At 70.4% G+C, this 23,339-nt stretch carries 23 protein-coding genes; 1 reads left to right on the forward strand and 22 read right to left on the reverse strand.

Annotated features, from left to right (window positions below):
* Nucleotides 1-75 precede the first annotated feature (75 nt).
* Nucleotides 76-900 carry a translation elongation factor Ts gene (gene tsf / locus ACT3T9_RS00005; RefSeq protein WP_441443583.1) on the reverse strand — a complete coding sequence of 275 codons (825 nt, stop codon included), beginning with the start codon at nt 898-900 and terminating at the stop codon, nt 76-78.
* 101 nt (nt 901-1,001) lie between these two features.
* A complete protein-coding gene (gene rpsB / locus ACT3T9_RS00010; RefSeq protein WP_441443584.1) occupies nt 1,002-1,955 on the reverse strand; it encodes a 30S ribosomal protein S2 in 954 nt (317 codons plus the stop codon).
* Between the two features lie 581 nt (nt 1,956-2,536).
* Here rpsB and ACT3T9_RS00015 point away from each other — a divergent pair.
* A complete protein-coding gene (locus tag ACT3T9_RS00015; protein ID WP_441443585.1) occupies nt 2,537-3,271 on the forward strand; it encodes a peptidoglycan DD-metalloendopeptidase family protein in 735 nt (244 codons plus the stop codon).
* Nucleotides 3,272-3,352: 81 nt separating this feature from the next.
* Here the strand turns inward: ACT3T9_RS00015 and ACT3T9_RS00020 are convergent, their stop codons facing one another.
* The 20 genes from ACT3T9_RS00020 to ACT3T9_RS00115 all read right to left on the reverse strand — a co-directional run bounded on the left by ACT3T9_RS00020 (nt 3,353) and on the right by ACT3T9_RS00115 (nt 23,090).
* Nucleotides 3,353-4,342, reverse strand: coding sequence for a tyrosine recombinase XerC (locus ACT3T9_RS00020; protein ID WP_441443586.1), 990 nt, complete (start codon nt 4,340-4,342; stop codon nt 3,353-3,355).
* Nucleotides 4,343-4,478: 136 nt separating this feature from the next.
* On the reverse strand, nt 4,479-5,711 hold the full coding sequence (dprA, locus tag ACT3T9_RS00025; RefSeq protein ID WP_441443587.1) for a DNA-processing protein DprA: 1,233 nt from the start codon (nt 5,709-5,711) through the stop codon (nt 4,479-4,481).
* Complete coding sequence (locus tag ACT3T9_RS00030; RefSeq protein WP_441443588.1) at nt 5,708-7,249, reverse strand: YifB family Mg chelatase-like AAA ATPase; 1,542 nt, start codon at nt 7,247-7,249, stop codon at nt 5,708-5,710. Before ACT3T9_RS00030 ends, dprA begins: the two co-directional genes overlap by 4 nt.
* Nucleotides 7,249-7,779 carry a YraN family protein gene (locus ACT3T9_RS00035; protein WP_441443589.1) on the reverse strand — a complete coding sequence of 177 codons (531 nt, stop codon included), beginning with the start codon at nt 7,777-7,779 and terminating at the stop codon, nt 7,249-7,251. The genes ACT3T9_RS00030 and ACT3T9_RS00035 overlap by 1 nt, the downstream gene beginning before the upstream one ends.
* A gap of 205 nt (nt 7,780-7,984) precedes the next feature.
* Entirely contained in the window at nt 7,985-8,287 is a 303-nt protein-coding gene (locus ACT3T9_RS00040) for a DUF2469 domain-containing protein (protein ID WP_441443590.1), read from the reverse strand.
* A complete protein-coding gene (locus ACT3T9_RS00045; RefSeq protein WP_441443591.1) occupies nt 8,284-9,126 on the reverse strand; it encodes a ribonuclease HII in 843 nt (280 codons plus the stop codon). Before ACT3T9_RS00045 ends, ACT3T9_RS00040 begins: the two co-directional genes overlap by 4 nt.
* Nucleotides 9,123-9,896 (reverse strand): signal peptidase I, encoded by a 774-nt coding sequence (gene lepB / locus ACT3T9_RS00050; RefSeq protein WP_441443592.1) that lies wholly within the window; start codon nt 9,894-9,896, stop codon nt 9,123-9,125. The genes ACT3T9_RS00045 and lepB (ACT3T9_RS00050) overlap by 4 nt, the downstream gene beginning before the upstream one ends.
* 30 nt (nt 9,897-9,926) lie before the next feature.
* Nucleotides 9,927-10,505: a signal peptidase I gene (lepB, locus tag ACT3T9_RS00055; protein ID WP_441443593.1), complete on the reverse strand. Its 579-nt coding sequence runs from the start codon at nt 10,503-10,505 to the stop codon at nt 9,927-9,929.
* 8 nt (nt 10,506-10,513) lie between these two features.
* Nucleotides 10,514-10,864, reverse strand: a complete 351-nt coding sequence (gene rplS, locus ACT3T9_RS00060; protein ID WP_010551346.1) for a 50S ribosomal protein L19 — start codon at nt 10,862-10,864, stop codon at nt 10,514-10,516.
* Between the two features lie 332 nt (nt 10,865-11,196).
* Entirely contained in the window at nt 11,197-11,919 is a 723-nt protein-coding gene (gene trmD, locus ACT3T9_RS00065) for a tRNA (guanosine(37)-N1)-methyltransferase TrmD (protein ID WP_441443594.1), read from the reverse strand.
* 8 nt (nt 11,920-11,927) lie between these two features.
* A complete protein-coding gene (gene rimM, locus ACT3T9_RS00070; protein WP_441443595.1) occupies nt 11,928-12,512 on the reverse strand; it encodes a ribosome maturation factor RimM in 585 nt (194 codons plus the stop codon).
* On the reverse strand, nt 12,509-13,327 hold the full coding sequence (locus tag ACT3T9_RS00075; RefSeq protein ID WP_441443596.1) for a hypothetical protein: 819 nt from the start codon (nt 13,325-13,327) through the stop codon (nt 12,509-12,511). The genes rimM and ACT3T9_RS00075 overlap by 4 nt, the downstream gene beginning before the upstream one ends.
* Before the next feature lie 208 nt (nt 13,328-13,535).
* Nucleotides 13,536-13,778, reverse strand: a complete 243-nt coding sequence (locus ACT3T9_RS00080) for a KH domain-containing protein (RefSeq protein ID WP_345082588.1) — start codon at nt 13,776-13,778, stop codon at nt 13,536-13,538.
* A gap of 1 nt (nt 13,779) precedes the next feature.
* Nucleotides 13,780-14,259, reverse strand: a complete 480-nt coding sequence (gene rpsP / locus ACT3T9_RS00085; RefSeq protein ID WP_441443597.1) for a 30S ribosomal protein S16 — start codon at nt 14,257-14,259, stop codon at nt 13,780-13,782.
* Nucleotides 14,260-14,552: 293 nt separating this feature from the next.
* Nucleotides 14,553-15,665, reverse strand: a complete 1,113-nt coding sequence (locus ACT3T9_RS00090) for an amidohydrolase family protein (RefSeq protein WP_444501720.1) — start codon at nt 15,663-15,665, stop codon at nt 14,553-14,555.
* A gap of 126 nt (nt 15,666-15,791) precedes the next feature.
* Nucleotides 15,792-16,703: a DUF559 domain-containing protein gene (locus ACT3T9_RS00095; protein ID WP_441443599.1), complete on the reverse strand. Its 912-nt coding sequence runs from the start codon at nt 16,701-16,703 to the stop codon at nt 15,792-15,794.
* 541 nt (nt 16,704-17,244) lie between these two features.
* A complete protein-coding gene (ffh, locus tag ACT3T9_RS00100; protein ID WP_444605738.1) occupies nt 17,245-18,855 on the reverse strand; it encodes a signal recognition particle protein in 1,611 nt (536 codons plus the stop codon).
* Between the two features lie 176 nt (nt 18,856-19,031).
* Entirely contained in the window at nt 19,032-21,383 is a 2,352-nt protein-coding gene (locus ACT3T9_RS00105) for an HD domain-containing protein (protein WP_441443601.1), read from the reverse strand.
* Nucleotides 21,373-21,711 (reverse strand): P-II family nitrogen regulator, encoded by a 339-nt coding sequence (locus ACT3T9_RS00110; protein ID WP_441443602.1) that lies wholly within the window; start codon nt 21,709-21,711, stop codon nt 21,373-21,375. Before ACT3T9_RS00110 ends, ACT3T9_RS00105 begins: the two co-directional genes overlap by 11 nt.
* Nucleotides 21,708-23,090, reverse strand: a complete 1,383-nt coding sequence (locus tag ACT3T9_RS00115) for an ammonium transporter (protein ID WP_441443603.1) — start codon at nt 23,088-23,090, stop codon at nt 21,708-21,710. Before ACT3T9_RS00115 ends, ACT3T9_RS00110 begins: the two co-directional genes overlap by 4 nt.
* Nucleotides 23,091-23,339: the final 249 nt, after the last annotated feature.

The following is a 23,339-nucleotide window of genomic DNA, read 5'->3' on the forward strand; positions in this document are numbered from 1 at the left end:
GGGGGCCGCGGGGCGGTGGCCACGCTCACGCGCGGCCGACGGGATCGGACCCTGGAAGGTCCGGCCCCGGTGTGGTCAGCTGCCGACGCGGAAGCGGACGAAACCGGTGATGGTGCCGCCGGCCTCCTCCACGATCTTGCCGACGGACTTCTTCGGATCCTTGGCGAAAGCCTGGTCCAGGAGGCAGTTCTCCTTGAAGAAGCCGTTCAGACGACCCTCGACGATCTTCTCAATCGCCTTCTCGGGCTTGCCCTCGTTCTTCGCGGTCTCCTCGGCGATGCGACGCTCGTTGGCGACCTGGTCCGCGGGGACCTCATCACGGGAGAGGAAGGCGGGGGTGAACGCAGCGATGTGCATGGCGACGTCGCGCGCGACCTCTGCACCGGCCTTGTCGGTGGCGACCAGCACGCCGACCTGCGGGGGCAGGTCCTTGTTGGTGCGGTGCATGTACGAGGACACGGACTCGCCGGAGACGCGACCGATACGACGCACCAGGATCTTCTCGCCCATGGTGGCGCCGGCGTTGGTCAGGGCCTCGCCGAAGGGGGTCGAAGCCAGGTCCTCGGGCTCGCTGGCCCCGGACTCGACGGCCGCGGCCACGGCCTCGTCGCCCAGGGCGACGAACTTGTCGTTCTTGGCCACGAAGTCGGTCTCGGAGTTGAGCTCGACGAGGGTGCCGGTCTGGCCGCCCTCGGTGTCGCGGATGTCGACGGCGATGAGGCCCTCGGACGCGGTGCGACCTTCACGCTTGGCGATGCCCTTGAGACCCTTGACGCGGATCAGCTCAACGGCCTTGACCTTGTCGCCGTTCGCCTCGTCGAGCGCCTTCTTGACGTCGAGCATGCCCGCGCCGGTGGACTCGCGGATTTCCTTGATGTCTGCTGCCGTGTAGTTGGCCATGTTCCTCTTCCTTGTCAGAGCTGCTGCGGGAGGGGCGGGGGCGGCGTGCGCCTCCCCGTGGAGGGGCCCGGGAGCGACGCTGTCGTTCCCGGGCCCGTGGGTCACTCGGCGGCGGGGGCCTCGGAGGACTTCTCCTCGGTGGACTCCTCGGCGGGAGCATCCTCGGACGGAGCCTCAGCTGCGGGGGTCTCCTCGACTGCGGGGGTCTCCTCTGCGGCGGGGGTCTCCTCAGCAGCGGCGACGGACTCCTCGGCGGGAGCGTCCTGCTGCTGGACCTCGGACTGCTTGAGCAGCTCCTGCTCCCACTCGGCCAGGGGCTCGGCCGCGACGGCGGAGACGTTCTTCTCGCCACCGGTGCTCTTGGCGTGGCGCTCCTGCAGACCAGCAGCCACGGCGTCCGCGATCACGCGGGTCAGCAGGGTGACGGAGCGGATCGCGTCGTCGTTGCCCGGGATCGGGTACGTGATCACGTCGGGATCGCAGTTGGTGTCCAGGATCGCGACGACCGGGATGTTGAGCTTCTGAGCCTCATCGACCGCGAGGTGCTCCTTGTTGGTGTCCACGACCCAGAGGGCCGAGGGCGCCTTGCCCATGTCGCGGATGCCGCCGAGGGTCTTCTCGAGCTTGTCCTTCTCGCGGCGCATCATCAGCAGCTCCTTCTTGGTGCGGCCGGAGGCGGCCACATCCTCGAAGTCGATCTGCTCGAGCTCCTTGAGGCGGTTCACACGCTGCGAGACCGTCTGCAGGTTCGTGAGCATTCCACCGAGCCAGCGCTGGTTCACGAAGGGCATGCCCACACGTGTGGCCTGCTCCTGGACGGACTCCTGAGCCTGCTTCTTGGTGCCGACGAACAGGATGGTGCCGCCGTGGATGACGGTCTGCTTGACGAAGTCATATGCCTTGTCGATGTACGTCAAGGTCTGCATGAGGTCGACGATGTAGATGCCGTTGCGCTCGGTGAAGATGAAGCGACGGACCTTCGGGTTCCACCGACGGGTCTGGTGACCGAAGTGGACGCCGCTCTCGAGGAGCTGGCGCATGGTGACTACTGCCATGATGATGCCTCTGTTCTCCGGGCCTGGGCTCGCACGGCGCGCCCGTGGGCGTCCGCAGTCATCGCGCAGGACCTGCATTCTCGGTTGTTCCCCCACCACCGGACGGTGTGGGGCCTGGTGCCCGGGTGCCGGCCGCCTCGGAGCATCCCGCACACGAGGTGCGAGAACGGCCGAGGACCGTTGGCCGACGAGCCCTGATGGGCACGCGAAGTCATCCGGACGGACCGGATGCTGAGAAGAGTCTATCTGACGCAGCAACCTGCCCGAGCGCGTCGTGCGTCACCTCGCGACCGCGATGCATGCTCCTCACGGGCTCGTCAACGGCTCATCGCGGGCATGTCGCGGGCTCGTCCCTGTCTTGTTGCGCGGACTCGTTGCGGGGACTCGTTGCGGGGACTCGTTGCGGGGACTCGTTGCGGGGACTCGTCGTGGAGAATCATTGCAGGGACTCGTCGCGGAGAGTCTTTGCGGAGACTCGTTGCGGACGCTGGTTCGCCGACGGTTCCTCCACAGCGACGCGCCATCCACAGCACGACCTGGACGCGAGCGGCCGGCGGACACTGCTGAGGAGGATGGCGCTCATGGCCATCTCATTCCTCGCCCCGTCTCCGGCTGCCGTGCTGCGTCTGGGGCTGGTGAGTCTGCTGCTGCTCTTCGCGGGTGTCGCGCCCGCGCAGGCGGATGCGCCGCCGTGGCAGTGGCCGCTCCCCCCTCCCCATCAGGTGATCGCGCCCTTCGAGGCACCGGAGCATCGCTACGGTCCCGGCCACCGAGGAATCGACATCGCAGCGCCAGTCGCGGGCGTCGTGGTGCGCGCGGTGGCTCCTGGCACTGTCAGGTTCAGCGGGATGGTGGCAGGGCGCGGGGTCGTCTCGGTCACCCATGCGGACGGACTCATCTCGACCTATGAGCCAGTGACCGGGACTGTCGCGGCGGGCGATCAAGTGGACACAGGGACGACGCTGGGGACGCTCGTGGACAAATCGGAGCTCTCTCACTGCCCGGGTACCGAGTGCCTCCATCTGGGGGCTCGACGGGGCGAGGACTATGTGGACCCGTTGCTCCTGCTCGGAGGGCGCGGGCCGAGCGTCCTGCTGCCCTGGGCTGATGGGCGATCGGGTGTCGGCGGCGCAGGTGGCGTGCAGCCGCCGACGGGCCCAGGCGCGAGCCCCGTCGGCGGGACTTCCCCGCGACTGGTGCCCTCCGGGGTTCGCGGGGACGCGGAGACGGTCTCAGAGAACGGCAGCGGGACGTGGATCTCGGGAGGTGGAGTCCGCAGCCACCGGCCCGGCCTGCGACAGGCTTCCCGCGCCTGAGCGACAGGCTTCCGTCGCATGAGGACGTCGCATGAGCACGTCGTATGAGCGGAGATCATCGGCTGTCTGACCGGCGGCAGCTCACGCGCGAGGATGGGCCTGATCGATTGTCCGGCGCAAGCGCTCGGCACTGACGTGGGTGTAGATCTGTGTGGTCGCCAGGGAGGAGTGTCCCAGGAAGTCCTGCACGCTGCGCAGGTCTGCTCCGCCTTCGACGAGATGGGTGGCAGCGCTGTGCCGCAGGGTGTGCGGCGAGATGTGCCGGGATATCCCGGCCTCGGACGCGTGACGATCCACCAGGGTGCGCACCGCGCGATCGCCGAGCCGTCCGCCGCGCACACCGAGGAAGAGTGCATCGTCGGCGCCGGCCGCCGCGCCCGCGGCCTCGAGCAGCACCGGCCGACCAGCTTCCTGCCACTGCTCGATGGCCTTGAGCGCAGGGAGCCCGACAGGGACGATCCGCTCCTTGTCTCCCTTTCCGCGCACTCTCACGGTGCGCTGGCCGTGGTCGATGCCGGAACGGTTCAGGGCGACCAGCTCGGAGACCCGGAGCCCGGAGGAGTAGAGCAGCTCCAGGACAGCTGCATCACGGAGCCTCACCGCTCGTTCCACCGGGTCCGGGGGCGCGGCGTCCTGAGAAGTGGCGCCTGCGTGCTCGAGGGCGGGCTCCGGTGCGCTCAACCCATCGAGCAGCTCGCCCGCTTGGTCTCCGGTGAGCACGGTGGGCAGGTGGCGACCTCGCCGTGGTGCGCGCAGCCTTCCCCCGACGTCGTGCGGGATCCGTCCCGTCGCCGCGAGCCAGGAGGTGAAGGTCCGTGCCGCCGCCGCGGAGCGGGCAAGGGTGCTCGCACTCGCCCCGGTGTCGGCCCGCTCCGCGAGCCAGGAACGCAGCGCCGCGACGTCCAGTTCAGCCACGGGGATGCGTTCGGCATCCCGCAGATGTTCGACCAGCCCGGCGACCTCCTGGCGATATGCGCGCACGGTGTGCTCGGAACGTCCCCGTTCGAGGCGGAGGTGCGCGACGAAGTCCTCGACGACAGTCCCCTCTGCGTGCCCGGACTCGGTGCTCATACCCCTCAGTGTCGTGCATCCAGGTCCGTGCCGTGCACCCACGCGAAAGGCAGGCGTGGCGAAACGCAGACGTGGGAGAGGTGAGTGCGCCGCTGGCCGGGCGCGTCGAGATGCATCGTGTCGGGAGCGCGGTGGGTCAGGGGGCGCGCCGGACACGTTCCGCGGTCCGCACCACCAGCCCCAGCAGTCCCAACCGCGCCAGGGCCGCCTCCACCTCCTGAGCGGTGAAGCCGATCTCGTCCGTGAGCCGGGCTGGGGAGATGCTCGACCTCGGCGGCACGGCGTCCAGCACCCTTCTGTCTGCGGGACTGAGCAGGTCCAGCTCATCCTGCACCGCCCAGCTGCCTTCCCCGGCGGCAGGGCCACCGGGAAGCAGATCCAACAGATCCGCTGACTCTGTCACCAGCACTGCGCCGCGTTCCCTGATCAGGCGGTGGCAGCCGGCGCTGGCTGCGGAGGTGATCGGTCCGGGCACAGCTCCGACCGGCCGCGAGAGCTGATCTGCCAGCCGAGCCGTGGACAGCGCTCCGGATCTCCAGGACGCTTCCACGACGACCGTCGCCCGGGACAGGGCGGCGATCAGGCGGTTGCGGGCCAGGAACCGCCATCGGGTCGGGGCGGTGCCCGGGGGCGCTTCGCTGAGGAGCAGGTGCCGGTCTCGGATCCGCTCCAGCAGATCGGAGTTGCCTCGCGGATAGAGCCGGTCCAGGCCTCCGGCGAGGATGGCGAGGGTTGCTCCTCCGTCGGCGGCGAGCGCACCGCGGTGAGCGGCGGCGTCGATCCCGTACGCCCCGCCCGAGACGACGGTACCGCCACCGGCGGCGAAGGCGGCAGCCAGGGAACCGGCGGTGTCTTCGCCATACGGAGTGGAGGCCCGCGAGCCCACCAGGGCGATGCATCGTTCACCGGCCAGCTGGTCGAGCCGGCCCGGCCCCTGCAGCCAGAGGCAATGCGGACGCGTCTCCTGTAGGTCGTCCAACGCTGCAGGCCATTCGGCGTCCTGCGGCGTGAGGATCCTGATCCGTCGCCGCTGGGCATCGTCGAGGATCTCCTCGAGCACGATGGTCTCCAGCCGGGCCCGCCACCGCGAGAGCGCTCGCTCGGCGCGTGAACGGCTCGTTCCCGGGGCGGGATCCGAGGCCTGTGCGGGCAGCTGGCCGCCGAGGGCGCGGTGCAGATCTGTGCTGCTGCCGTGCCGGGCCAGATCGAGAGCCGCCACCGGTCCGAGGAGGGTGCAGGCGAGCATCGCGACCGAATCCGATGGCTCCGCGATCACGGACCAGGTGATCCGGGCCGCACCATCCTGCTCAGCCGATGCCCGGGCGCCGTAGCGGTCCGGCGCGCTCTCCGGTGATGTCGGGGTGGTCATCGTGGTTCTCCTTCGCGCAGGGTGAGGGCAAGTCCGATGTGCTCAGCGGTGGGGCGCAGCGCCCCTGCCAGGTCGGCGAGGGTCCAGGCCAGTCGCAGCACGCGATCGTGCCCGCGCAGGGTGAGCCGGCCCTGTGCCACGGCGTGGTCCAGCAGGCGGCGCTCGGACGGGGCTGGAGAGAACTCCTTCCGCAGCAGCGGACCGGGCAGGTGAGCGTTGGTTGACCACGCCCGGCCCTTGAAGCGGGCGAGCTGTCGTTCACGAGCTGTGGCCACCCGGGCGGCGATCACTTCGCTCGGCTCTGCGAGCTCCGCCTCGACCCGGTGGACATCGACGGGACGGACCTCGACCCGCATGTCGATCCGGTCCAGCACGGGCCCCGAGAGCCGTGCCAGGTAACGACGTCGCTGCAGAGGTGTGCAGCGGCAGAGGTCTCCTTTGCCGTAGGCCATCCCGCAGGGGCAGGGATTCGCCGCTAAGACCAGTTGGAAGCGTGCCGGGTAACGGGTGACCGCTCGGGCCCGGTGGAGAGTGATGTCTCCGGTCTCAAGAGGCTCCCTCAGCGCCTCCAGCACTCGCGAGGAGAACTCCGGTGCTTCATCGAGGAACAGCACCCCGGCGTGGGCACGGGAGATCGCACCGGGCAGGGCGAGTCCCGACCCTCCCCCGACCACGGCCGCGGTGGAGGCTGTGTGATGGGGATTCTCGAAGGGAGGGGATCTCAGCAGTCCGGCACGGGCATCAAAGCGGCCGGCCAGGGAGTGGATCGCGGAGACGGCCAGGGAGTCCGCGCTGCCGAGTCGCGGGAGAATCCCGGGAAGACGGGAGGCGATCATGGTCTTCCCTGCTCCTGGCGGGCCCGTCAGGAGCAGGTGATGCGCGCCGGCGGCCGCGACCTCGGCGGCGCGCCTCGCCTGGGCCTGGCCGATCACATCGGAGAAGTCCAGTGCGAGTCCGCTTTCCGCTGACGCCACCGGTTCGGGAGGCGTCGGAGTGCTCGGGTCTCGCACGGGAGAGGGCGGGACGTCGGCGCCGTAGCGGTGCAGGACGCTGGTGAGGTCGGCGGCGCCATCGATCTCGATCCCTTCCACCAGGCGCGCCTCAGGCAGGTTCTCCTCAGGGACGATGGCGCGGGTGATGCCGAGCGAGCGGGCTGCGAGCAGTGCGGGCAACACTCCTGGAATCGGATGCAGGCGCCCGTCGAGACCCAGCTCCCCCAGCAGCACGGTGTCCGCCGGCACATGGACGAGAAGGTCGCCCTGGGCATCGACCACCGCCATCGCGATGGCGAGGTCGAAACCCGAACCTCGCTTGGGCCGCCAGGCCGGAGTCATGTTGACCGTGATGCGGCGCGAGGCGAGCCGGACCCCGCTGCGGGCTGCCGCGGCGCGCACGCGTTCACGGGCCTGCAGGGTCGAGGAGTCCGGAAGTCCCACCAGGGAGAAGGCCGGCAGCCCCATCGAGACGTCTGCCTCGACCTCGACCAGAGTTCCTTCCAGGCCGGTGAGGCTGATCGAGAGGGTGCGCGCGTGTCCCATCAGGACACCGCCTCGAGATGCTCGAGGGAGAAGGTCCCATCGAGATGGGCGTGCACGGCCACCACATCGATCCGCACATCTCGATGCGGGGTCGATCGCTCCATCAAGTACTCACCCGCGAGGCGTCGCAGCCTTCGGAGCTTATCGGGGGTGACAGCGGCCTGCGGCACGCCGGTGACGAAGGAACGCCTGGTCTTGACCTCGACGAACACCAGCGTGGTGTGCGCGAGGGCGACGATGTCGAGCTCTCCCTGGCGCAGGTGCAGGTTGCGCTCCACGATCTGCCACCCGCAGGCCTGCAGATGCTCCGCAGCAAGGTCCTCCCCCGCCTGCCCGAGCTCGCGGGTGGACATGTCCCGCACGCGTCGTGGCTTGGGCACGGCGACCGGGCCGATGACCGGCGGCTGCGCTGCAGGGCCCGGGATCTGAGGCGGCCTGGGCCCGTCGGCTGCTGCCGAGGCGGCGGGCCGGGGGCGGCGGTCCGGGCGGCGCCCTGCCGAGGGATCAGGAGCTGTGGCGAGACTGTTCATGCCAGTCAGCCTGGTGGGAGCTCAGCGAGCGCGGTACCGGTGCGCGGATCTTGGGGATGACGGAGGGCTGTGGAGGAACGGTCGCGCGCCGCCGCGGTGCGGAACCGCTCGGATCACGCGCCCCTTCGCAGCAAGGCCCGGCGCAGCAAGGCCCGGCGCAGAATGGCCCGGCGCAGCCCGGCTTGGCGCAGCCCGGACCCTCGGCTCAGGGCAGGGAGATGTCCTGCTTGTTGAGCTCCTCGATGTTGACGTCCTTGAACGTCACCACCCGCACCGAACGCACGAACCGGGTGGAACGGTAGATGTCCCATACCCAGACATCCGCCAGCCGCAGCTCATAGAACACCTCGCCGCCGCCGGAGCGAACCTGAAGGTCCACCTGGTTGGCGAGGTAGAACCGGCGCTCGGTCTCGACCACGTAGGTGAACAGGCTGACCACATCGCGATACTCGCGGAACAGCTGGAGTTCGAGGTCTGACTCGTAATTCTCGAGTTCCTGGGCGCTCACCGACGCTCCTTCCCCTCGTACAGGTGCCAATCGTCGTCCCACAGTACGCCAGCGGTGGTCGAGGCTGCTGCCGCCACCAGCGCTGGGTCAGACGGCTCCGGCTCGGTCGGCACAGGAAGCGCAGTCGGCACAGAGAGCGCAGTCGGTACAGAGAGCGTGCGCGTCGGCGACGCCGCTGGAACGGTGGAGCTCAGCCGCCAGCTGCGGCGATGATGCTCATGCGGACCGAGCCGGTCGATGGCTTCGCGGTGCACAGCGGAGCCATAGCCCTTGTTGGAGGCCCAGCAGTAGTCCGGTGCCAGAGCGTCGATCTCGACCATGTGTGCATCACGCGCGACCTTCGCCAGGACGCTGGCCGCCGAGACGCTCGCACAGTCGCGATCTGCGGCGACCCTCAGCTCGACCAGCGGCGCCGGTCCGGAGCCGGTGCTCAGCGCGGCGGAGAGCACATCGACGTCGCCGTCCAGCACGATCGCGTCGATCTCCAGCTCGAGGGCACCGAGCGCGCGCAGCGCGGCACGGGTGAGGGCAGGCATGATGCCGATCTCATCGACCTCTCCGGCACTCGCCCAGCCCACCGAAGAGCCTGCGGCGGTGGCGCGGATAGGGTCCACCAGCGCCTCGCGGCGCCGAGCGGTCAGCTTCTTGGAGTCCCTCACACCCTCGGGGAGTGCCAGGGCTCGACCGTCGACCACCTTGATCGCGCACGCGCCGACGGCGACCGGACCTGCGAGCGCACCGCGGCCCACCTCATCGATGCCGACGACGATGCGAGGCCCGGGCCCTCGACGGGCAGCCAGCGCGAGCTCGAGGTCGAGGGTGGGGGCAGGGCTGCTCACGGCGTCTCGGGAACGGTCGCGAAGGTCTCGCGGCCGTCGTTCAGGCGGTCCCAGCTGCTGGTGGGCCAGAAGATGACCTCGGCCCGGCCGGTGATGTCGGATTCGTCGACGAAGCCGCCGTCTCCCTGGGTCTCATGCCAGGCGGAGTCCGCGGAGGCGTAGCGGTTGTCGCCCATCACCCACACCTTCCCCTCCGGGACGGTGACATCGAACGCGACCTGGCAGGCAGAGGTCTGAGGGTTGATGTAGGGCTCCTCGAGCGGCGTGCCGTTGACCTCCAGGACACCGCCCTGCTCCTCGCAGACGACACGGTCGCCGGACACCCCTATCAGCCGCTTGACCAGGTGGTCCTGGGAGGGGTCCGGCGCGAGGCCCACCATGCTCAGCAGCATCATCACCCGCACCCGCGGGGTGGGGTTCTCCGTGGCGTCGCCCGGGATCCAATCATCGGGGTCCTCGAAGACGATGACGTCCCCGCGCTGCAGGTCGAACACTCCGGGACTGAGCTTGGAGACGAGGATCTTGTCGTTCTCCAGCAGGGTCGGGTTCATCGAAGCGGAGGGGATGTAGAAGGGCTGGATCAGGAAGGTCTTCACCAGCACGGCGATGACCAGGGCGACCGCCATGGTGACCAGGGTGTCGAGCCACAGCGGCATCCGCTGACGGCGGTGGGTGCGCTCGGAGTCGCGCTCCGCGTCGGAGCGGTCCTCACCAGGTGCGGGGTCCGCAGAATCGGACACAGCAGGGCGAGGTTCTTCGGACGCGTTCATCGCGGTGATCCTATCGGCAGATGCTGGGCGTCAGAGGGCACCGCTGCGAGTGAGAGGCCACACGATGCGATCCGCCTCCCCCACGACGCGGTCCAGCGGGACCATCCCACCGCCCGGAGCGCCGAGCAGGTGACGGGAGTCGGTGGAGTCGGCGCGGTTGTCGCCGAGCACGAACATATGACCTGCTGGGACCTGCAGATCGAACTCGATCTCGCTGGGGACCGTGCCCTCGGGCAGATAGGGCTCCTCCAGAGGGACGCCATCCACGGTGATCGCGCCGTTCGGATCGCAGCAGGTGACGCGGTCTCCATCGATCGCAATCACACGCTTGACCCAGTAGCGGTCGCCGTCGGACGCGGACGGGGCGAAGTACCCGATGCCGTCGAAGACCACGATGTCACCGCGCTCCGCGGTGCCGCGCTGCGATCGGTCCGCCAGGAGCACGTCACCGGGCTCGAGGGTCGGCGACATCGACGCCGAGGGGACACGGAACGGCTGGGCGACGAACTCCCGCGCCAGCAGTGCGATCACCAGCAGCAGCACGACGCAGACGGCGGCGGCCACCACCGAGTGGGGCCGCCGCCGTCCGTTCGCGTTGTCGCGGGACATTCCTGAGATCAGGAGTGGTCGCGCTTCTCCTTGATGCGGGCCTTCTTGCCCGTGAGGTTGCGCAGGTAGTACAGCTTCGCGCGACGGACGTCGCCACGGGTGACGACCTCGATCTTGTCGACGGTCGGTGCGTGCACGGGGAACACGCGCTCCACGCCGACGCCGAAGGAGATCTTGCGGACGCGGAAGGTCTCGCCCACGCCGTGGCCCTGACGGCCGATGACGTAGCCCTGGAAGACCTGGATACGAGAGCGGTTGCCCTCGATGACCTTCACGTGGACCTTGACGTTGTCGCCGGCGCGGAACGCGGGGACGTCCTCGCGCAGCGAGGCCTTGTCGAGCTCATCGAGCTTCTGCATGATGCTTCTCCAGCCCTCCGCCTCAGGTCGGACAGCTTCGTTCGTCGAGCTTCCCGAGATGCGGGAGGCCCGTCATGAACTGTCGATCCGGCGAGGAGCGAACTCCCCGTACCGGTGTGCTGGGACTCTGGCGGCGACTCCCATCGCCACGGAACATCCCGACCGCTTGCTGCGCCCCTCCCCTGAGGCAGAGGAGCGCGCGGTGCGCACAAGAGGTCATTGTGCCAGCGCGGGACCAGTCGCGGCAAGCCCCTGACCTCTCGTCGCCGCTGGTCACAGCGTACGGAACTGTCGTCTGCGTCACGCAGGCCGGGCGGCTGCGGGTGTCCGGGTCACTGGAGCAGGTCGGGGCGGCGTTCACCGGTGCGCTGGACGGACTGCTCACGACGCCAGGCGGCGATCTTCGCATGGTCCCCGGAGAGCAGGATCGGCGGCGCCTCCCGGACCATCCCGAGGGGATCGGTCCAGCTGGCGGGCCTCGTGTAGAGCGGGTACTCGAGCAGTCCGTCGGAATGGGACTCCTCGACGAGAGACTCGGCATTGCCGACCACCCCGGGGACCAGGCGCACCACCGCTTCGGTGATCGCGAGCACGGCGACCTCGCCGCCGTTGAGCACGTAGTCGCCCAGGGAAGCGAGCGCCACCTCGCAGCCGATATCGGCGAGATGCTCGTAGACCCGCTCGTCGATGCCCTCGTACCGGCCGCAGGCGAAGATGATCCACTCGCGCTGTGACCATTCCTGGGCGGTGGCCTGGACGAAGGGAGCCCCGGCAGGGTTGGGGAAGACGATCAGGGGCTCGACGTCGACCCCGAGGGATTCCTGGCCCTCGACGCGCACCCCGGCGAAAGCTGCTGCCCAGGGCTCGGGCTTCATCACCATGCCGGCGCCGCCGCCCAGCGGAGAGTCGTCCACAGTGCGGTGGCGGTCATGGGTCCACTGCCGCAGATCGTGCACGTGCAGGTCGACGAGGCCCTCGCGACGGGCCTTGCCGATCAGGGACAGCTCGAGCGGCGCGAGGTACTCGGGGAAGATCGTGATGACGTCGATGCGCATCGTCGGTCTCAGCGCTTCCCGCGCGGGGGTGCGGAGGTCTCCGGCTCCGGGCCCTGCTCGTCCTCGGGAAGGGCGTCGAAGAGTCCGCCGGGAGGATCGGCGATCACCACGCCCGCCTCGATGTCTACCTCGGGCACCAGCTCGTCGACCAGCGGCAGCTGGACCCGACGGCGGTCCAGGGTGCGCACCACCAGCAGGTCCTGTGCCGGGTAGTGCTCCACTCCCATGACGGTGCCGAGCTCACGGCCGTCCACATGGCGCACGATCAGGCCCTTGAGCTGGCTCGGGTACCAGGCCTCGGGGTCCTCGTCGGCCTCCTGCTCTTCATCCACCGCGATCGTCAGGTCCACGCCGCGCAGGGACTCGGCGTCGGTGCGATCAGCGACCTCGTCGAAGCTCACGTACCAGCGGTCCTGCTGGCGCCTGGATCGCCCCACGGTCAGCGTGCGGGCACGGCCGTCGACGTGCACGTCGAAGGCGGTGCCATCCTGCAGGCGCTCCTCGGGCTGGTCGGTGCGCAGGATCAGTGCGACCTCGCCGCGCAGTCCATGCGCTCTGCCGATGGTCGCGACGATGACGTCGAGTGTGCTCATGAGCCTTCTCCGTAGTCCATGCCGTCCTCGCGGGCGGCGTTCGCGCCGATGACGGCGCCGTTCTCGATCTCCCCGGGGTCCGGTGAGGAGTACCCGGCGTCAGTGCAGGCGGTGCTCAGCGCGGTCAGCGGCTGATCCAGGCCGTCCGACCAGGAGTCACCCGCCAGTGCGTCCTGGAACGGAACGCGGACCTGCTCGAGGGCTGTGGCCACCGCGTCATCGTCCACTGCCAGGATCTCCGCGGTCAGCAGGTCCGAGGTCTCCCGCACCTCGTCCATCCGATCCGCAGGGACCTCCCGGGCAGAGAGCCCCACCAGCTTGAACATGTTCGAGGTCAGCACATTGGCGTTGCCGAAATGGGTGAGGGTGCCGGGCGTGTCGAACACATCAGCACAGACCAGGGCCGCCGGTTTGGTGCCGTCGGCTCCTGGACCCACGGCCCAGCTCGCCGCGGCGGAGACTCCGCTGCAGCTGCCGGCCACTCCGTCCCAGGCGATGCGGAAGGCGTCGCCATCCGCCTCGGCGCCCCGCTCGGGCTCCGTGCGGAACCACTCTGACAGTGCCGCTGCGGCCTCTTTCGCCGCCGTGGGGGCTGCGTCGAAAGCACTGTCGATGTCGTCCCCGGTCATCTCATAGAAGAAAGGGTCCGTAGGTCCCGCCTCCGGGGCGGTCGCGGCTCGGTCCAGGGTGGTCCTGGAGAGCGGATCGGTGTAATCCGGATCGCCCCAGAAGGCTGCGCATGCCGCATCGAGGGCGGGGTCCTCGGTGAGCGTCTCCTCCACGGTGCCGGTGCTGGCGGCTCCGGTGCCGGGCACGGTCTCCTCGGTACTCGTGCCACCGGCTGCACATCCTGCCAGCAGCAAGGTCAGGCCCAGCAGGACGGCACCAACGCGGGAGGCGACAGCCTTCGGGTCGCGGGATCCGACCGCCTGTGGCTGACGCGACCCGGAAAGCCAGGAGCGGTGCTGCCCGGACCTCTCGGTCCGATAGGCAGCACCGCTCCGTGAAGTGGCTCGAGGCAACTCAGCGCCGGTCGACGTCGACGATGTCGACCCGCACATCGTCATCCGACAGGGCTGCGGTGACCGTGCGCAGGGCACGGGCGGTGCGGCCGGACCGTCCGATGACACGGCCGAGGTCGGCGGCGCCGACCCGGACCTCGAGGAGCGGACCGCGTCGCGTGGACTTCTCGGTCACGGCCACGGCCTCCGGGTCATCGACGATGCCCCGGACCAGGTGGTCGAGTGCGTCGGCGCGGGCGCTCATCTCAGGCCTCGTCGGTCGCCGCGGCGTCGGCGTCGGCGGTGGTCTCGCCCTCGGCCGGGGCCTCCTCGGAACCGGCCTCGACCTCTGCGGTCTCGGCGTCCTTCGCGTCCTTGGCCTTCTTCGCGCCCTCGCGGGACTCGGCGGCAGCCTTGTCGGCGTCGGCGATGAGCTCCTCGGCGGTCTTCTTGACCTCGGCGGTCTTCAGGGTGCCGGCGGCGTCGCCCTCGCCCTTGGCCTTCTGCCAGTCGCCGGTGATCTTCAGCAGCGCAGCGACCTGCTCGGTCGGCTGTGCGCCGACGCCGAGCCAGTACTGTGCACGCTCGGACTCGACCTCGATGACCGAGGGATGCTCGGTCGGGTGGTACTTGCCGATCTCCTCGATCACGGCGCCATCGCGCTTCTTGCGCGAGTCGGCGACGACGATGCGGTAGTACGGTGCACGGATCTTGCCCATGCGCTTCAGACGGATCTTGACAGCCACGTGGGTGGACTCCTTCAAAGATGTTCGGGTGAGTCCCGCCGCAGCCTGTGGGGTCATGCGGGCGCTGGCGGTTCTCGGGGTGTCGTGCACAGGCTGGTAGAGGGCCGGTCCATGCACATACAGGGGTTGATTATGCCAGGGATCCGGGTCGACGTTCCACCCCGATCCGTGTGCGCCGGGGCACACGCCTCGCAGCGCGTCACCCGCTGGCGCAGCCGTGCCCGCCCCGGTGCACAGACACGCTGGCCTCGCGCCCGCCGTGGTGCACGGACCTCACCGCCTCGCGCACGACGTCAGGCGACGATCCTGCCGCCCAGCACCACCCGGCTGCGCTCCCGCAACGCGCGGTGGTCCTCACGCGGATCCCGCGGCACCACCAGCAGATCAGCCGGGGCCCCCTCCTCCAGCCCGGGCACATCGAGGAAGCGGCGCGGTGCCCAGGCGGCAGCGTCCAGGATCGTGGCGGCAGTGAGTCCGGCGCGGGCCAGCTCGTCGAGTTCGTCGTGGATGATGCCGTGGCCCAGCACTCCCCCGGCGTCGGTGCCGACCAGCAGCTGCACGCCGGCGTCGTGCGCATCGCGGGTGCGCTCGAACCGGCCCGCCCGCAGGCGACGCATGTGCGCGGCGTAGGCGGGGAACTTCCGCTCCCCCTGGCTCGCATAAGCCTTGAACTCGTCGACGTTCACGAGCGTGGTGACTACGGGCACGCTGGCCTCGGCGGCGCGGGCGATCGTCGCGTCGGTGAGCCCGGTGGCATGCTCGAGGCAGTCGAAGCCTGCGTCGAGGGCGAGCGACAGGGTCGCCTCGTCGAAGGTGTGCGTGGTGATGCGGGCGCCCGCATCATGAGCGGCATCGGCCGCTGCGCGGAAGTCCTCCGCGTCCCAGCACGGGGCCAGGTCGCCGAGGCTGCGGTCGATCCAGTCCCCCACCAGCTTCACCCACCCGTCGCTGCGGTGCGCCTCGCGAGTCACCGCGGCCGGGAGGGCCTCAGGCTCGACCTCGTCGGCGTAGCCGATCAGGTAGCGGCGGGTGCGGGCGAGGTGTCGGCCGCAGCGGATCAGCCGCGGCAGGTCGCTGTGCTGCTGGAGCGGAGAGGTGTCGATGATCGAACCGGCGTCGCGGATCAGCAGCACGCCGGTGTCGCGGTCCGTGAGCGCCTGCTGACGGGCCTGTTCGAGCGTGGTGCCCCCGCCGCCGTCGGCGATCCCGAGGTGGCAGTGCAGATCCGCGAGGCCGGGGACCGTGAAGCCGTCGAGCGCGAGGACCTCCTCGCCGGCCGGGAGCTCGGGGCGCTCATGATGAATCCGGCCGTCTGCCACCCACGCCTCCGGCAGCTCGCGGTCGGGGCCCAGCAGGACCGGCCCGCGCAGGTGCAGGACCGGGGATGGGCCGACGGGAATGCGCATGATCCGAGGGTATCTGAGCACCGGGGGCCACCTCGGGTCCGGCCATCCTGTCCCGTCCCGTCCCGTCCTGTCCCGTCCTGTCCCGTCCTGTCCGGCCGGGCGAGTGCTTCGTCGGCGCCAGGGGTGTCATCCGGGGCCTCGTCGGCGTTGCAGTGCATCGTCCAGGCGGGCGAAGAAGACCTGCGGCCGACGGTGGTCCGCGACCGTCACCCGGATGACCTTCCACCCCGACTCGTGGAGGACATCGTTCTTGTTGATGTCGTGCTGCCACGCTCTGCGATCGAGGCGGTGATCCTCGCTGTCGTACTCGATCGCGATCCTCTTCTCCGGGTAGGCGAGATCGATGAAGTACTCGATCCCCGTGGACGCTTCGACGACGGGGTGGTTCAGCGCGGGCTCCGGGTACCCGTGCCGCAGCAGCTGCAGTCTCACCTTGGTCTCCATCGGGGACCACGAGCGCTCACGCACGTGCGGGAGCGCGCTCCGCAGCGCCGGGGCGCCCCGGCCACGCAGCTCCTCGACGATCTCTGCCATCTCAGCCATGCGGACCCGACGTTTCGCGCCGAAGCGATCGGTCGCCAGTGCGTCGAGCGCCACGACGAGATCCACCGGCCGCAGGCGCGCGGCGATGTCTTGCAGGGCGAGGAGCGGATGGACCATCGGCAGACCCTTATGGGAGATCTCCCGCTGAGCGAGAGCCGCGTGCACCACGACCAGCGATCCCGCCGTCGCGCCGGTGCCGCCCGGCCCCCTGCAGTGCAGAGCGGACCCGCCCACGAGGGTGAGCGGCACAGGCAGCGGCACGCCGAGGATCTCGGCCGCGGTCTGGTGGCTGAGCACCGCCCCCGGCCGGACGTGCGTCACGAAGAACCGGGCGAGCCCCTCCAAGGCCAGCTCGGCATCGGAGCGGGCCCACCATCCGGGGAGCACCCGGCGCATGGCGTGCGAGGCGAGGTCACGCCGATGCATACCGTCCTCGAGCAGGCGCGCACGGCTGTAGAAGACGCCCCTGCGCAGGTCCTCGGGTCGAAGTGACATTGCTCGAGCGTAAAGAGGAGAGGACCGGCCTGGGCCGGGCTCACCCCCGCTGTGGATGATGCACGGCTGTGGAGGAAGAGACAGGTGCTGGGGCCAGGTCGAGAGTGGCTTCGAGAGTCTCAGACCGGCCCGCCGGGGAAGAACGTGCCACTCTCCTGGAACCTTTCGGCCCGTGGGCGGGAGTGGACCAGCGGCGGACCCGGGCGTGGGCCCGCGGCGGACCTGGGCTTGGGCCTGCGGCGGACCTGGGCGCGGGCCCGAGAAGGGGTCGATCCAGGCAAGGCCCAGCCAGATGAAGAAACGTGCCAGATTCCTGGAACCTTTCGGCACGTGGCGGGCGCCGGGCTTGGCCAGGCGAAGATAAGTGCCGGATTGCTGGAACTTTTTGGCCCGCGGCGGGGCCAGAAAACCGCAGGCCCTTGTCGGGGGTCGGGCCCCGGCCGGGCTTGGTCAGATGAAGAAAGGTGCCAGTCTCCTGGCACCTTTCTTCATCTGGCCACGTCGACCCCAGCAGCCACGCCGAGCCCGGCAGCCGCGGCAGTCACTTGCCGCCGAACAGCTTCTGCATCTCCGGGGGGAGCTGATTGGGGTCGAAGTCGGAGAGATCCGGCTGGCCGGCCTGCTGGGCTCCTCCACCGGCGCCGCCGCCGAAGGCCGATCCGCCCTGGCCACCGGGACCGCCGCCTGCTGCGGCCCGCTTCGCGGCCTCGGCCTGCTCGCGTGCAGCCTTGGCGGGGTTCTTGGACTTGCCCTTCTTGAGCTGCTTCTGCGGGGCCTGCTTGCCGCGGGACTTCTTGCCCATCCCCATGCCGGGGCCGCCGGGCATCCCGGGCATGCCACCGCCGGCCATGCCCTTGCCCATCGTCTTCATCATCTGCTGGGCCTGCTTGAACCGCTCCAGCAGCTGATTGATCTGCTGCACGCTGGTGCCGGAGCCCTTGGCGATGCGGTTGCGGCGCGAGCCGTTGATGAGCTTGGGGTCGTTGCGCTCCTGCGGCGTCATCGAGCGGATGATCGCCTCGACCTTGCCGATCTCTCCCTCGTCGAAGTTGTCCAGCGCCTCGCGGTACTGGCCCCTGTGCGGCAGCATGCCGAGCATCTTCTTGATGCTGCCCATGTTCTTGAGCTGCTGCATCTGGGAGAGGAAGTCGTCGAGCGTGAAGTCCTCGCCGGAGGCCAGCTTCGCGGCGGCCTTCTCCGCTTCCTCGTGGTCGAAGGCCTTCTCCGCCTGCTCGATCAGGGTGAGCACATCACCCATATCGAGGATGCGGTTAGCCATGCGGTCCGGGTGGAAGCGCTCGAACTCGTCGAGGCTCTCACCGGTGGAGGCGAACAGGATCGGGCGCTGGGTCACGCCGGTGATCGACAGCGCCGCGCCGCCACGGGCGTCGCCGTCGAGCTTGGAGAGCACCACGCCGGTGAAGCCGACGCCATCGCGGAAGGCCTCGGCGACGCGGGCGGCGTCCTGACCGATCATCGCGTCGACCACGAACAGGGTCTCGTGAGGATTGACGGCGTCGCGGATGTTCCGCGCCTGCTCCATCATCTCCTCGTCGATGCCGAGACGGCCCGCGGTGTCGACGATGACCACGTCATGCTGCTGGAACTGGGCGGTGGAGACGCCGTTCATCGCCACCAGCACCGGGTCTCCCACGCCGTTGCCCGGCTCGGGGGCGAAGACCGGCACCCCGGCCCGCTCGCCGACGACCTGCAGCTGGGTCACGGCATTGGGGCGCTGCAGATCAGCGGCGACCAGCAGCGGAGTGTGGCCCTCGGACTTCATCCACTTCGCGAGCTTGCCGGCGAGGGTGGTCTTGCCAGCGCCCTGCAGGCCGGCGAGCATGATGACCGTGGGCGGGTTCTTCGCCCAGTGCAGCTCACCGGTGGCCCCGCCGAGCACCTCGACCAGCTCGTCGTTGACGATCTTGACGACCTGCTGGGCAGGGTTCAGAGCCTTGGAGACCTCTTCGCCGAGCGCGCGCTCGCGGACGCGCCCGGTGAACTCGCGCACCACCGAGACGGCGACGTCGGCGTCGAGCAGGGCACGACGGATCTCGCGGATCGTCTTGTCGACGTCCGCTTCGGTGAGGCGGCCATGGCCGCGCAGACCCTTCAGCGACGCTGTGATGCGATCGGAGAGGTTGTTGAACACGAAGCGCTTCCCCTTGGTCGAATGGACCGCCTCAGTGTAGTGCGCCCGGCGCCGCCGCCCCAGGATGCGCGGTCAGGCCCACAGGAGAGAACCGCCACCCTGACCGTCCCGGCCCGGCGGCGGGTCCCGGCCCGGCGGCGGGTCATGATCCGGCGACGTCCCGACCGCGCGACCGCTCAGGTGCCCGCGGCCTCCATCAGCGCCGCGACGATCCGGCCGACCGTGGGCGGGTCCAGCGCTCTCCCGTGCTGGTCGGTCAGGTACAGCACGTCGACCGCACGCCGGCCCAGGGTCATCACGTGGGCGCTGCGCACCTGGATGCGGTGGTCGGCGATCACCCCGGCGACGTCGGCCAGCAGGCTGGGGCGGTTGCGCGCGTTGACCTGCACCACGGTGGCCTCCCGGGAGGCCCCCGGCAGCAGCGTCACCACCGGGGTGTCCTCGGTGGTGCGGGGCGGCGGGGCGGGCGGCAGCTCGAGGACCCGGGCGTCGGCCCGGTCGCGGTGGGCGAGCTCGCGATCCAGTGCGGTGCGCAGCACGGAAGGGTGAGGGAGCTCCGACGGAGCACCGGCCACCCACCAGGTGTTCACGGCGACGCCGTCCATGGTCATCACCACCGCGCTGTGCACGTCCAGCCGCAGCCGCACCAGCACCCGCGCCATGGCGGCGAAGACCCCGGCGCCGTCAGGGGCACCCAGGCAGATCTGGGAGATCGGCTCGTCCTCGAGGTGCGCCGGGTAGAGCACCTGAGCACCACCGGCGCGCAGCACAGCGGCCCGCACCGCCTCCTGCGCGGGTCGCTGCGGGGCCAGCCGGGTGCGCGGAGCGGCGGCGGTGCCGCTGAGGGCGTCGCGGGCCACTGCTGTGAGGTGCTCGACGAGGTCCGCGCGCCAGGTCGACCAGGCCGACGGGCCGGCCGCGATGGCATCGGCCGCGGTGAGGGCACGGAGGATCTCGAGACCCTCGAGGCTCTCATCGACCGCGCTCAGCAGCTCGCGCAGGGTGGTGGGATCGGCGAGGTCGCGGCCGGTGGAGAGCTCGATCAGGGTGAGATGCTCCCGCACCAGGACCCCCACCAGTCGGGCGTCGTCCCGGTCGAAGCCGAGGTGGCGGGCGGCCTTCTCGGCCAGCGGCGCACCCTCGGCGGCGTGGTCGCGGCTGCCGGGCCGCTTTCCGAGGTCGTGCAGCAGGGCGGTGACCAGCAGCAGGTCGGGGCGGCTGACCCGGGACAGGAACCGCTGCGCCTCGAGCACGGTCTCGACCTGGTGGCGGTCCACCGTGAAGCGGTGCACGGCCGAGCGCTGCGGGCGGTTGCGGATCTCGGCCCATCCCGGCACCCACCGCTCGAAGATGCCCTTCACGTCGAGCGCTTCGTAGACCTCGGCGAAGTGCTCCCCCGCCAGTGCGTCGACCAGAACGTCCCGCTGGGCGGGCAGCAGCGGCGCGGCGGTGCCCTGGGCCATGCGGGCGAGCGTGGCGTCGGCCAACGGAAGGCCGGTGGTGGCGGCGTGGCGGACCGCGGCCATGTCGCGCAGCAGGTCGCGGGAGTCCGGGTCGACGGAGACCTCGCCGGCCTGGACCAGCACGCCGTGGGGCAGCCGGGTCAGGGCAGGACGGCGCTCGGCGCCCTGCCCACGGGTGGCGGCGCCGCCGGGGGCGATCGCGGCCTCGGCGGCGCGGACGGCTCGGTGCAGCTCCCAGGTCACGGCGCGGGCGGCCTCGGCGAGCACGGCGTGGTGGTCATCGGCGTTCGGGTAGCCGGTGAGCGCTGCGACCGCGTCCTGGTCCGCCCGGCCCAGGCGGGTGCCGGAGGATCCCGTGACGGCCTGCAGCGCGTCGCGCGCGTCGCGCAGGGTGCGGGAGGCGTCATCGACCACCTCGTGGTCGTGATCGGCCAGCCAGCTCTCGGCGAGGGCGCGGATGACGGTGATGTCCCGCAGGCCGCCGCGGTCGGACTTCAGGTTCGGCTCGGAGGAATGCGCGAGGGATCCGCGGCGGCGGACGCGGTCGGTCGCGAGGTCGACCAGCTCCCCCACCCGGCGCCGGGCCTCACTACGCCACTGGCTGCGCAGGCGCCTCGCGGTGTCCTCGACGAGCTCCGCATCACCCGCGACCACCCTCAGGTCCAGCAGGGAGATCGCGGCCCGCAGGTCCTTCCGGGCGACCTCCTCGCACTCGGCGGGGCTGCGCACCGAGTGATCGAGCGAGGTGCCCGAATCCCAGATCGGATACCACAGCGCGCTCGCGAGCCGGGCCGCCTCCGGCTGGTCGACCCGTTCGGGATCCAGCAGCAGCACCAGGTCGAGGTCGCTGCCGGGACCGAGCGAGCGCCGTCCCAGAGAGCCGATGGCGGCCAGCGCCGCCCCGGTGCCGGACGCGGGGGCGCCGGCCCGCTCCCACAGCTCGCGCAGCCAGTCGTCCACGAGATCGGACTGGGCGAGACGACGGGAGGGGCCGGCAGCGGGATCCGCGAAGCCCTCGTGGAGCACCTGGGAGATCCGGCGGGAGGAGAGCGCCTCAGAGGGCATCCGCCCCCCGTTCACCGGTGCGGACTCGCACCAGGGTGCCGACCTCGGTGGTCCAGACCTTGCCGTCCCCGATCCGCCCGGTGCGGGCGCCGGCGACGATCAGGTCGATGATCGCGGGCTCGTCGATGATCTCGGCGAGCACCTCGAGCTTGATCTTCGGGATGGTGTCGATCGTGTACTCGGCGCCGCGGTAGACCTCGGTGTGGCCGCCCTGGCGACCGTAGCCGGCGACCTCGGTGACGGTGATCCCGCTGACCCCGTACTCGCGCAGGGAGTCTGTGACCGCCTGCAGCGCGTGCGGCTGGATGATCGCGGTGATGAGCTTCATCGAGTCTCTCCTGTGGTGACCGGGGTGGGGTCCGCCTCGACCGAGGGGGCGGCGAGGGGCGTCGGGGCCGGGTTGCGGGGTTCCGCAACCTCCGTCCCGGCGAAGGGGACGGGGGCGGGACGGTCACGGCGGGAGGACAGCGCTCCGGCGAGATCGTATCCGGACTCGGCGTGCTGGGTGATGTCGATACCCGCGCGCTCGTCCGCCTCGGGCACCCGCCAGCCCATCGTGTACTTGAGCACCAGGGCGATGGCGAGGGTGAGCACCCCCGAGATGGCCATCGCGGCGAGTGCCACGAGGATCTGCACCAGCAGCAGGCTCACGCCGCCGCCGAACAGCAGTCCGCCGTCGGCCGCGAGGACGCCGATGCCGATGGTGCCGACGAGGCCGCCCACCAGGTGGACGCCGACCACGTCGAGGGAGTCGTCGATCCCGAAGCGGTACTTGAGGCCGACGGCGAGGGCGCAGGCGAGGCCTGCGACCAGGCCCAGCACGATCGAGGTGAGCGGGGTGAGCGCGGCGGCGGCGGGTGTGATCGCGACCAGGCCCGCGACCACTCCGGAGGCCATGCCGAGGGAGGTGATGTGCTGGTCGCGGATCCGCTCCACGAGCGCCCAGCCGAGCATCGCCCCGGCGGTCGCGACGGTGGTGTTGACCCAGGCGAGGCCCGCGGTGGCGTCGGCCGTGCCGGCGGAGCCGCCGTTGAAGCCGAACCATCCGAACCACAGCAGGGCAGCGCCGAGCATGACCAGCGGCAGGTTGTGCGGCTTCATCGCCTCCTTGCCGAAGCCCTTACGGACGCCGACCACGAGCGCGAGCACCAGACCGGCGACGCCGGCGTTGATGTGGACGACGGTGCCGCCGGCGAAGTCGATCGGCTCGGCGATCGCAGCGAAGGGGCCGTCACCGCTGAGCAGTCCGCCGCCCCAGACCATGTGGGCCAGGGGTGCGTACACGATGAGCACCCAGATCGCGGCGAACACCATCCAGGTCCCGAGCTTGACGCGATCGGCGATGGCACCGGAGATCAGCGCGGTGGAGATGATCGCGAAGGTCATCTGGAAGCCGGCCGCCACCAGGAAGGGCACGCCGCTGCCGCCGAGCAGCGACTGCTCGTCGGTGCCTGCCAGGCCCAGGTGGTCCAGCGGGTTGCCGAAGAGGCCGCCGATGTCGGTGCCGAAGGCGATCGAATAGCCGGCGAGGGTCCAGGCCACGGCCACCACGGCAATGGCGCTGAAGGACATCAGCATCATGTTCAGCACGGTGCGGGCACGGACCATGCCGCCGTAGAACAGGGACAGGCCTGGCGTCATGAGCAGCACCAGAGCGGCGCTGGTGAGAATCCAGGCGGTCGCTCCGGTGTCGAGGACGAAGGGCATGGCAGCTCCTGGGAGTGAGGAGGACCGGTCCCGGGACGAGTACCTCGACCCCGGGCCGAACGGCCGTGCGGGCCGTGGCCTCATCGTGCTGCCGGGGCTGATGAGCGCCTAGGCCGGAAGGTCGCCGTGACCGTTCCGTGACCCACCGTCCCGCGCGCTGGACAGGGCCGAGCACGACGGACCCCCGCCGCGAGCGACGGGGGTCCGAGAGGAGGAGCCTTCCGGGCCGGTGCCCAGGCCACGGGCAGC

It is taken from the genome of Brachybacterium sp. AOP29-B2-41, from assembly GCF_052378395.1.
Lineage (GTDB): Bacteria > Actinomycetota > Actinomycetes > Actinomycetales > Dermabacteraceae > Brachybacterium.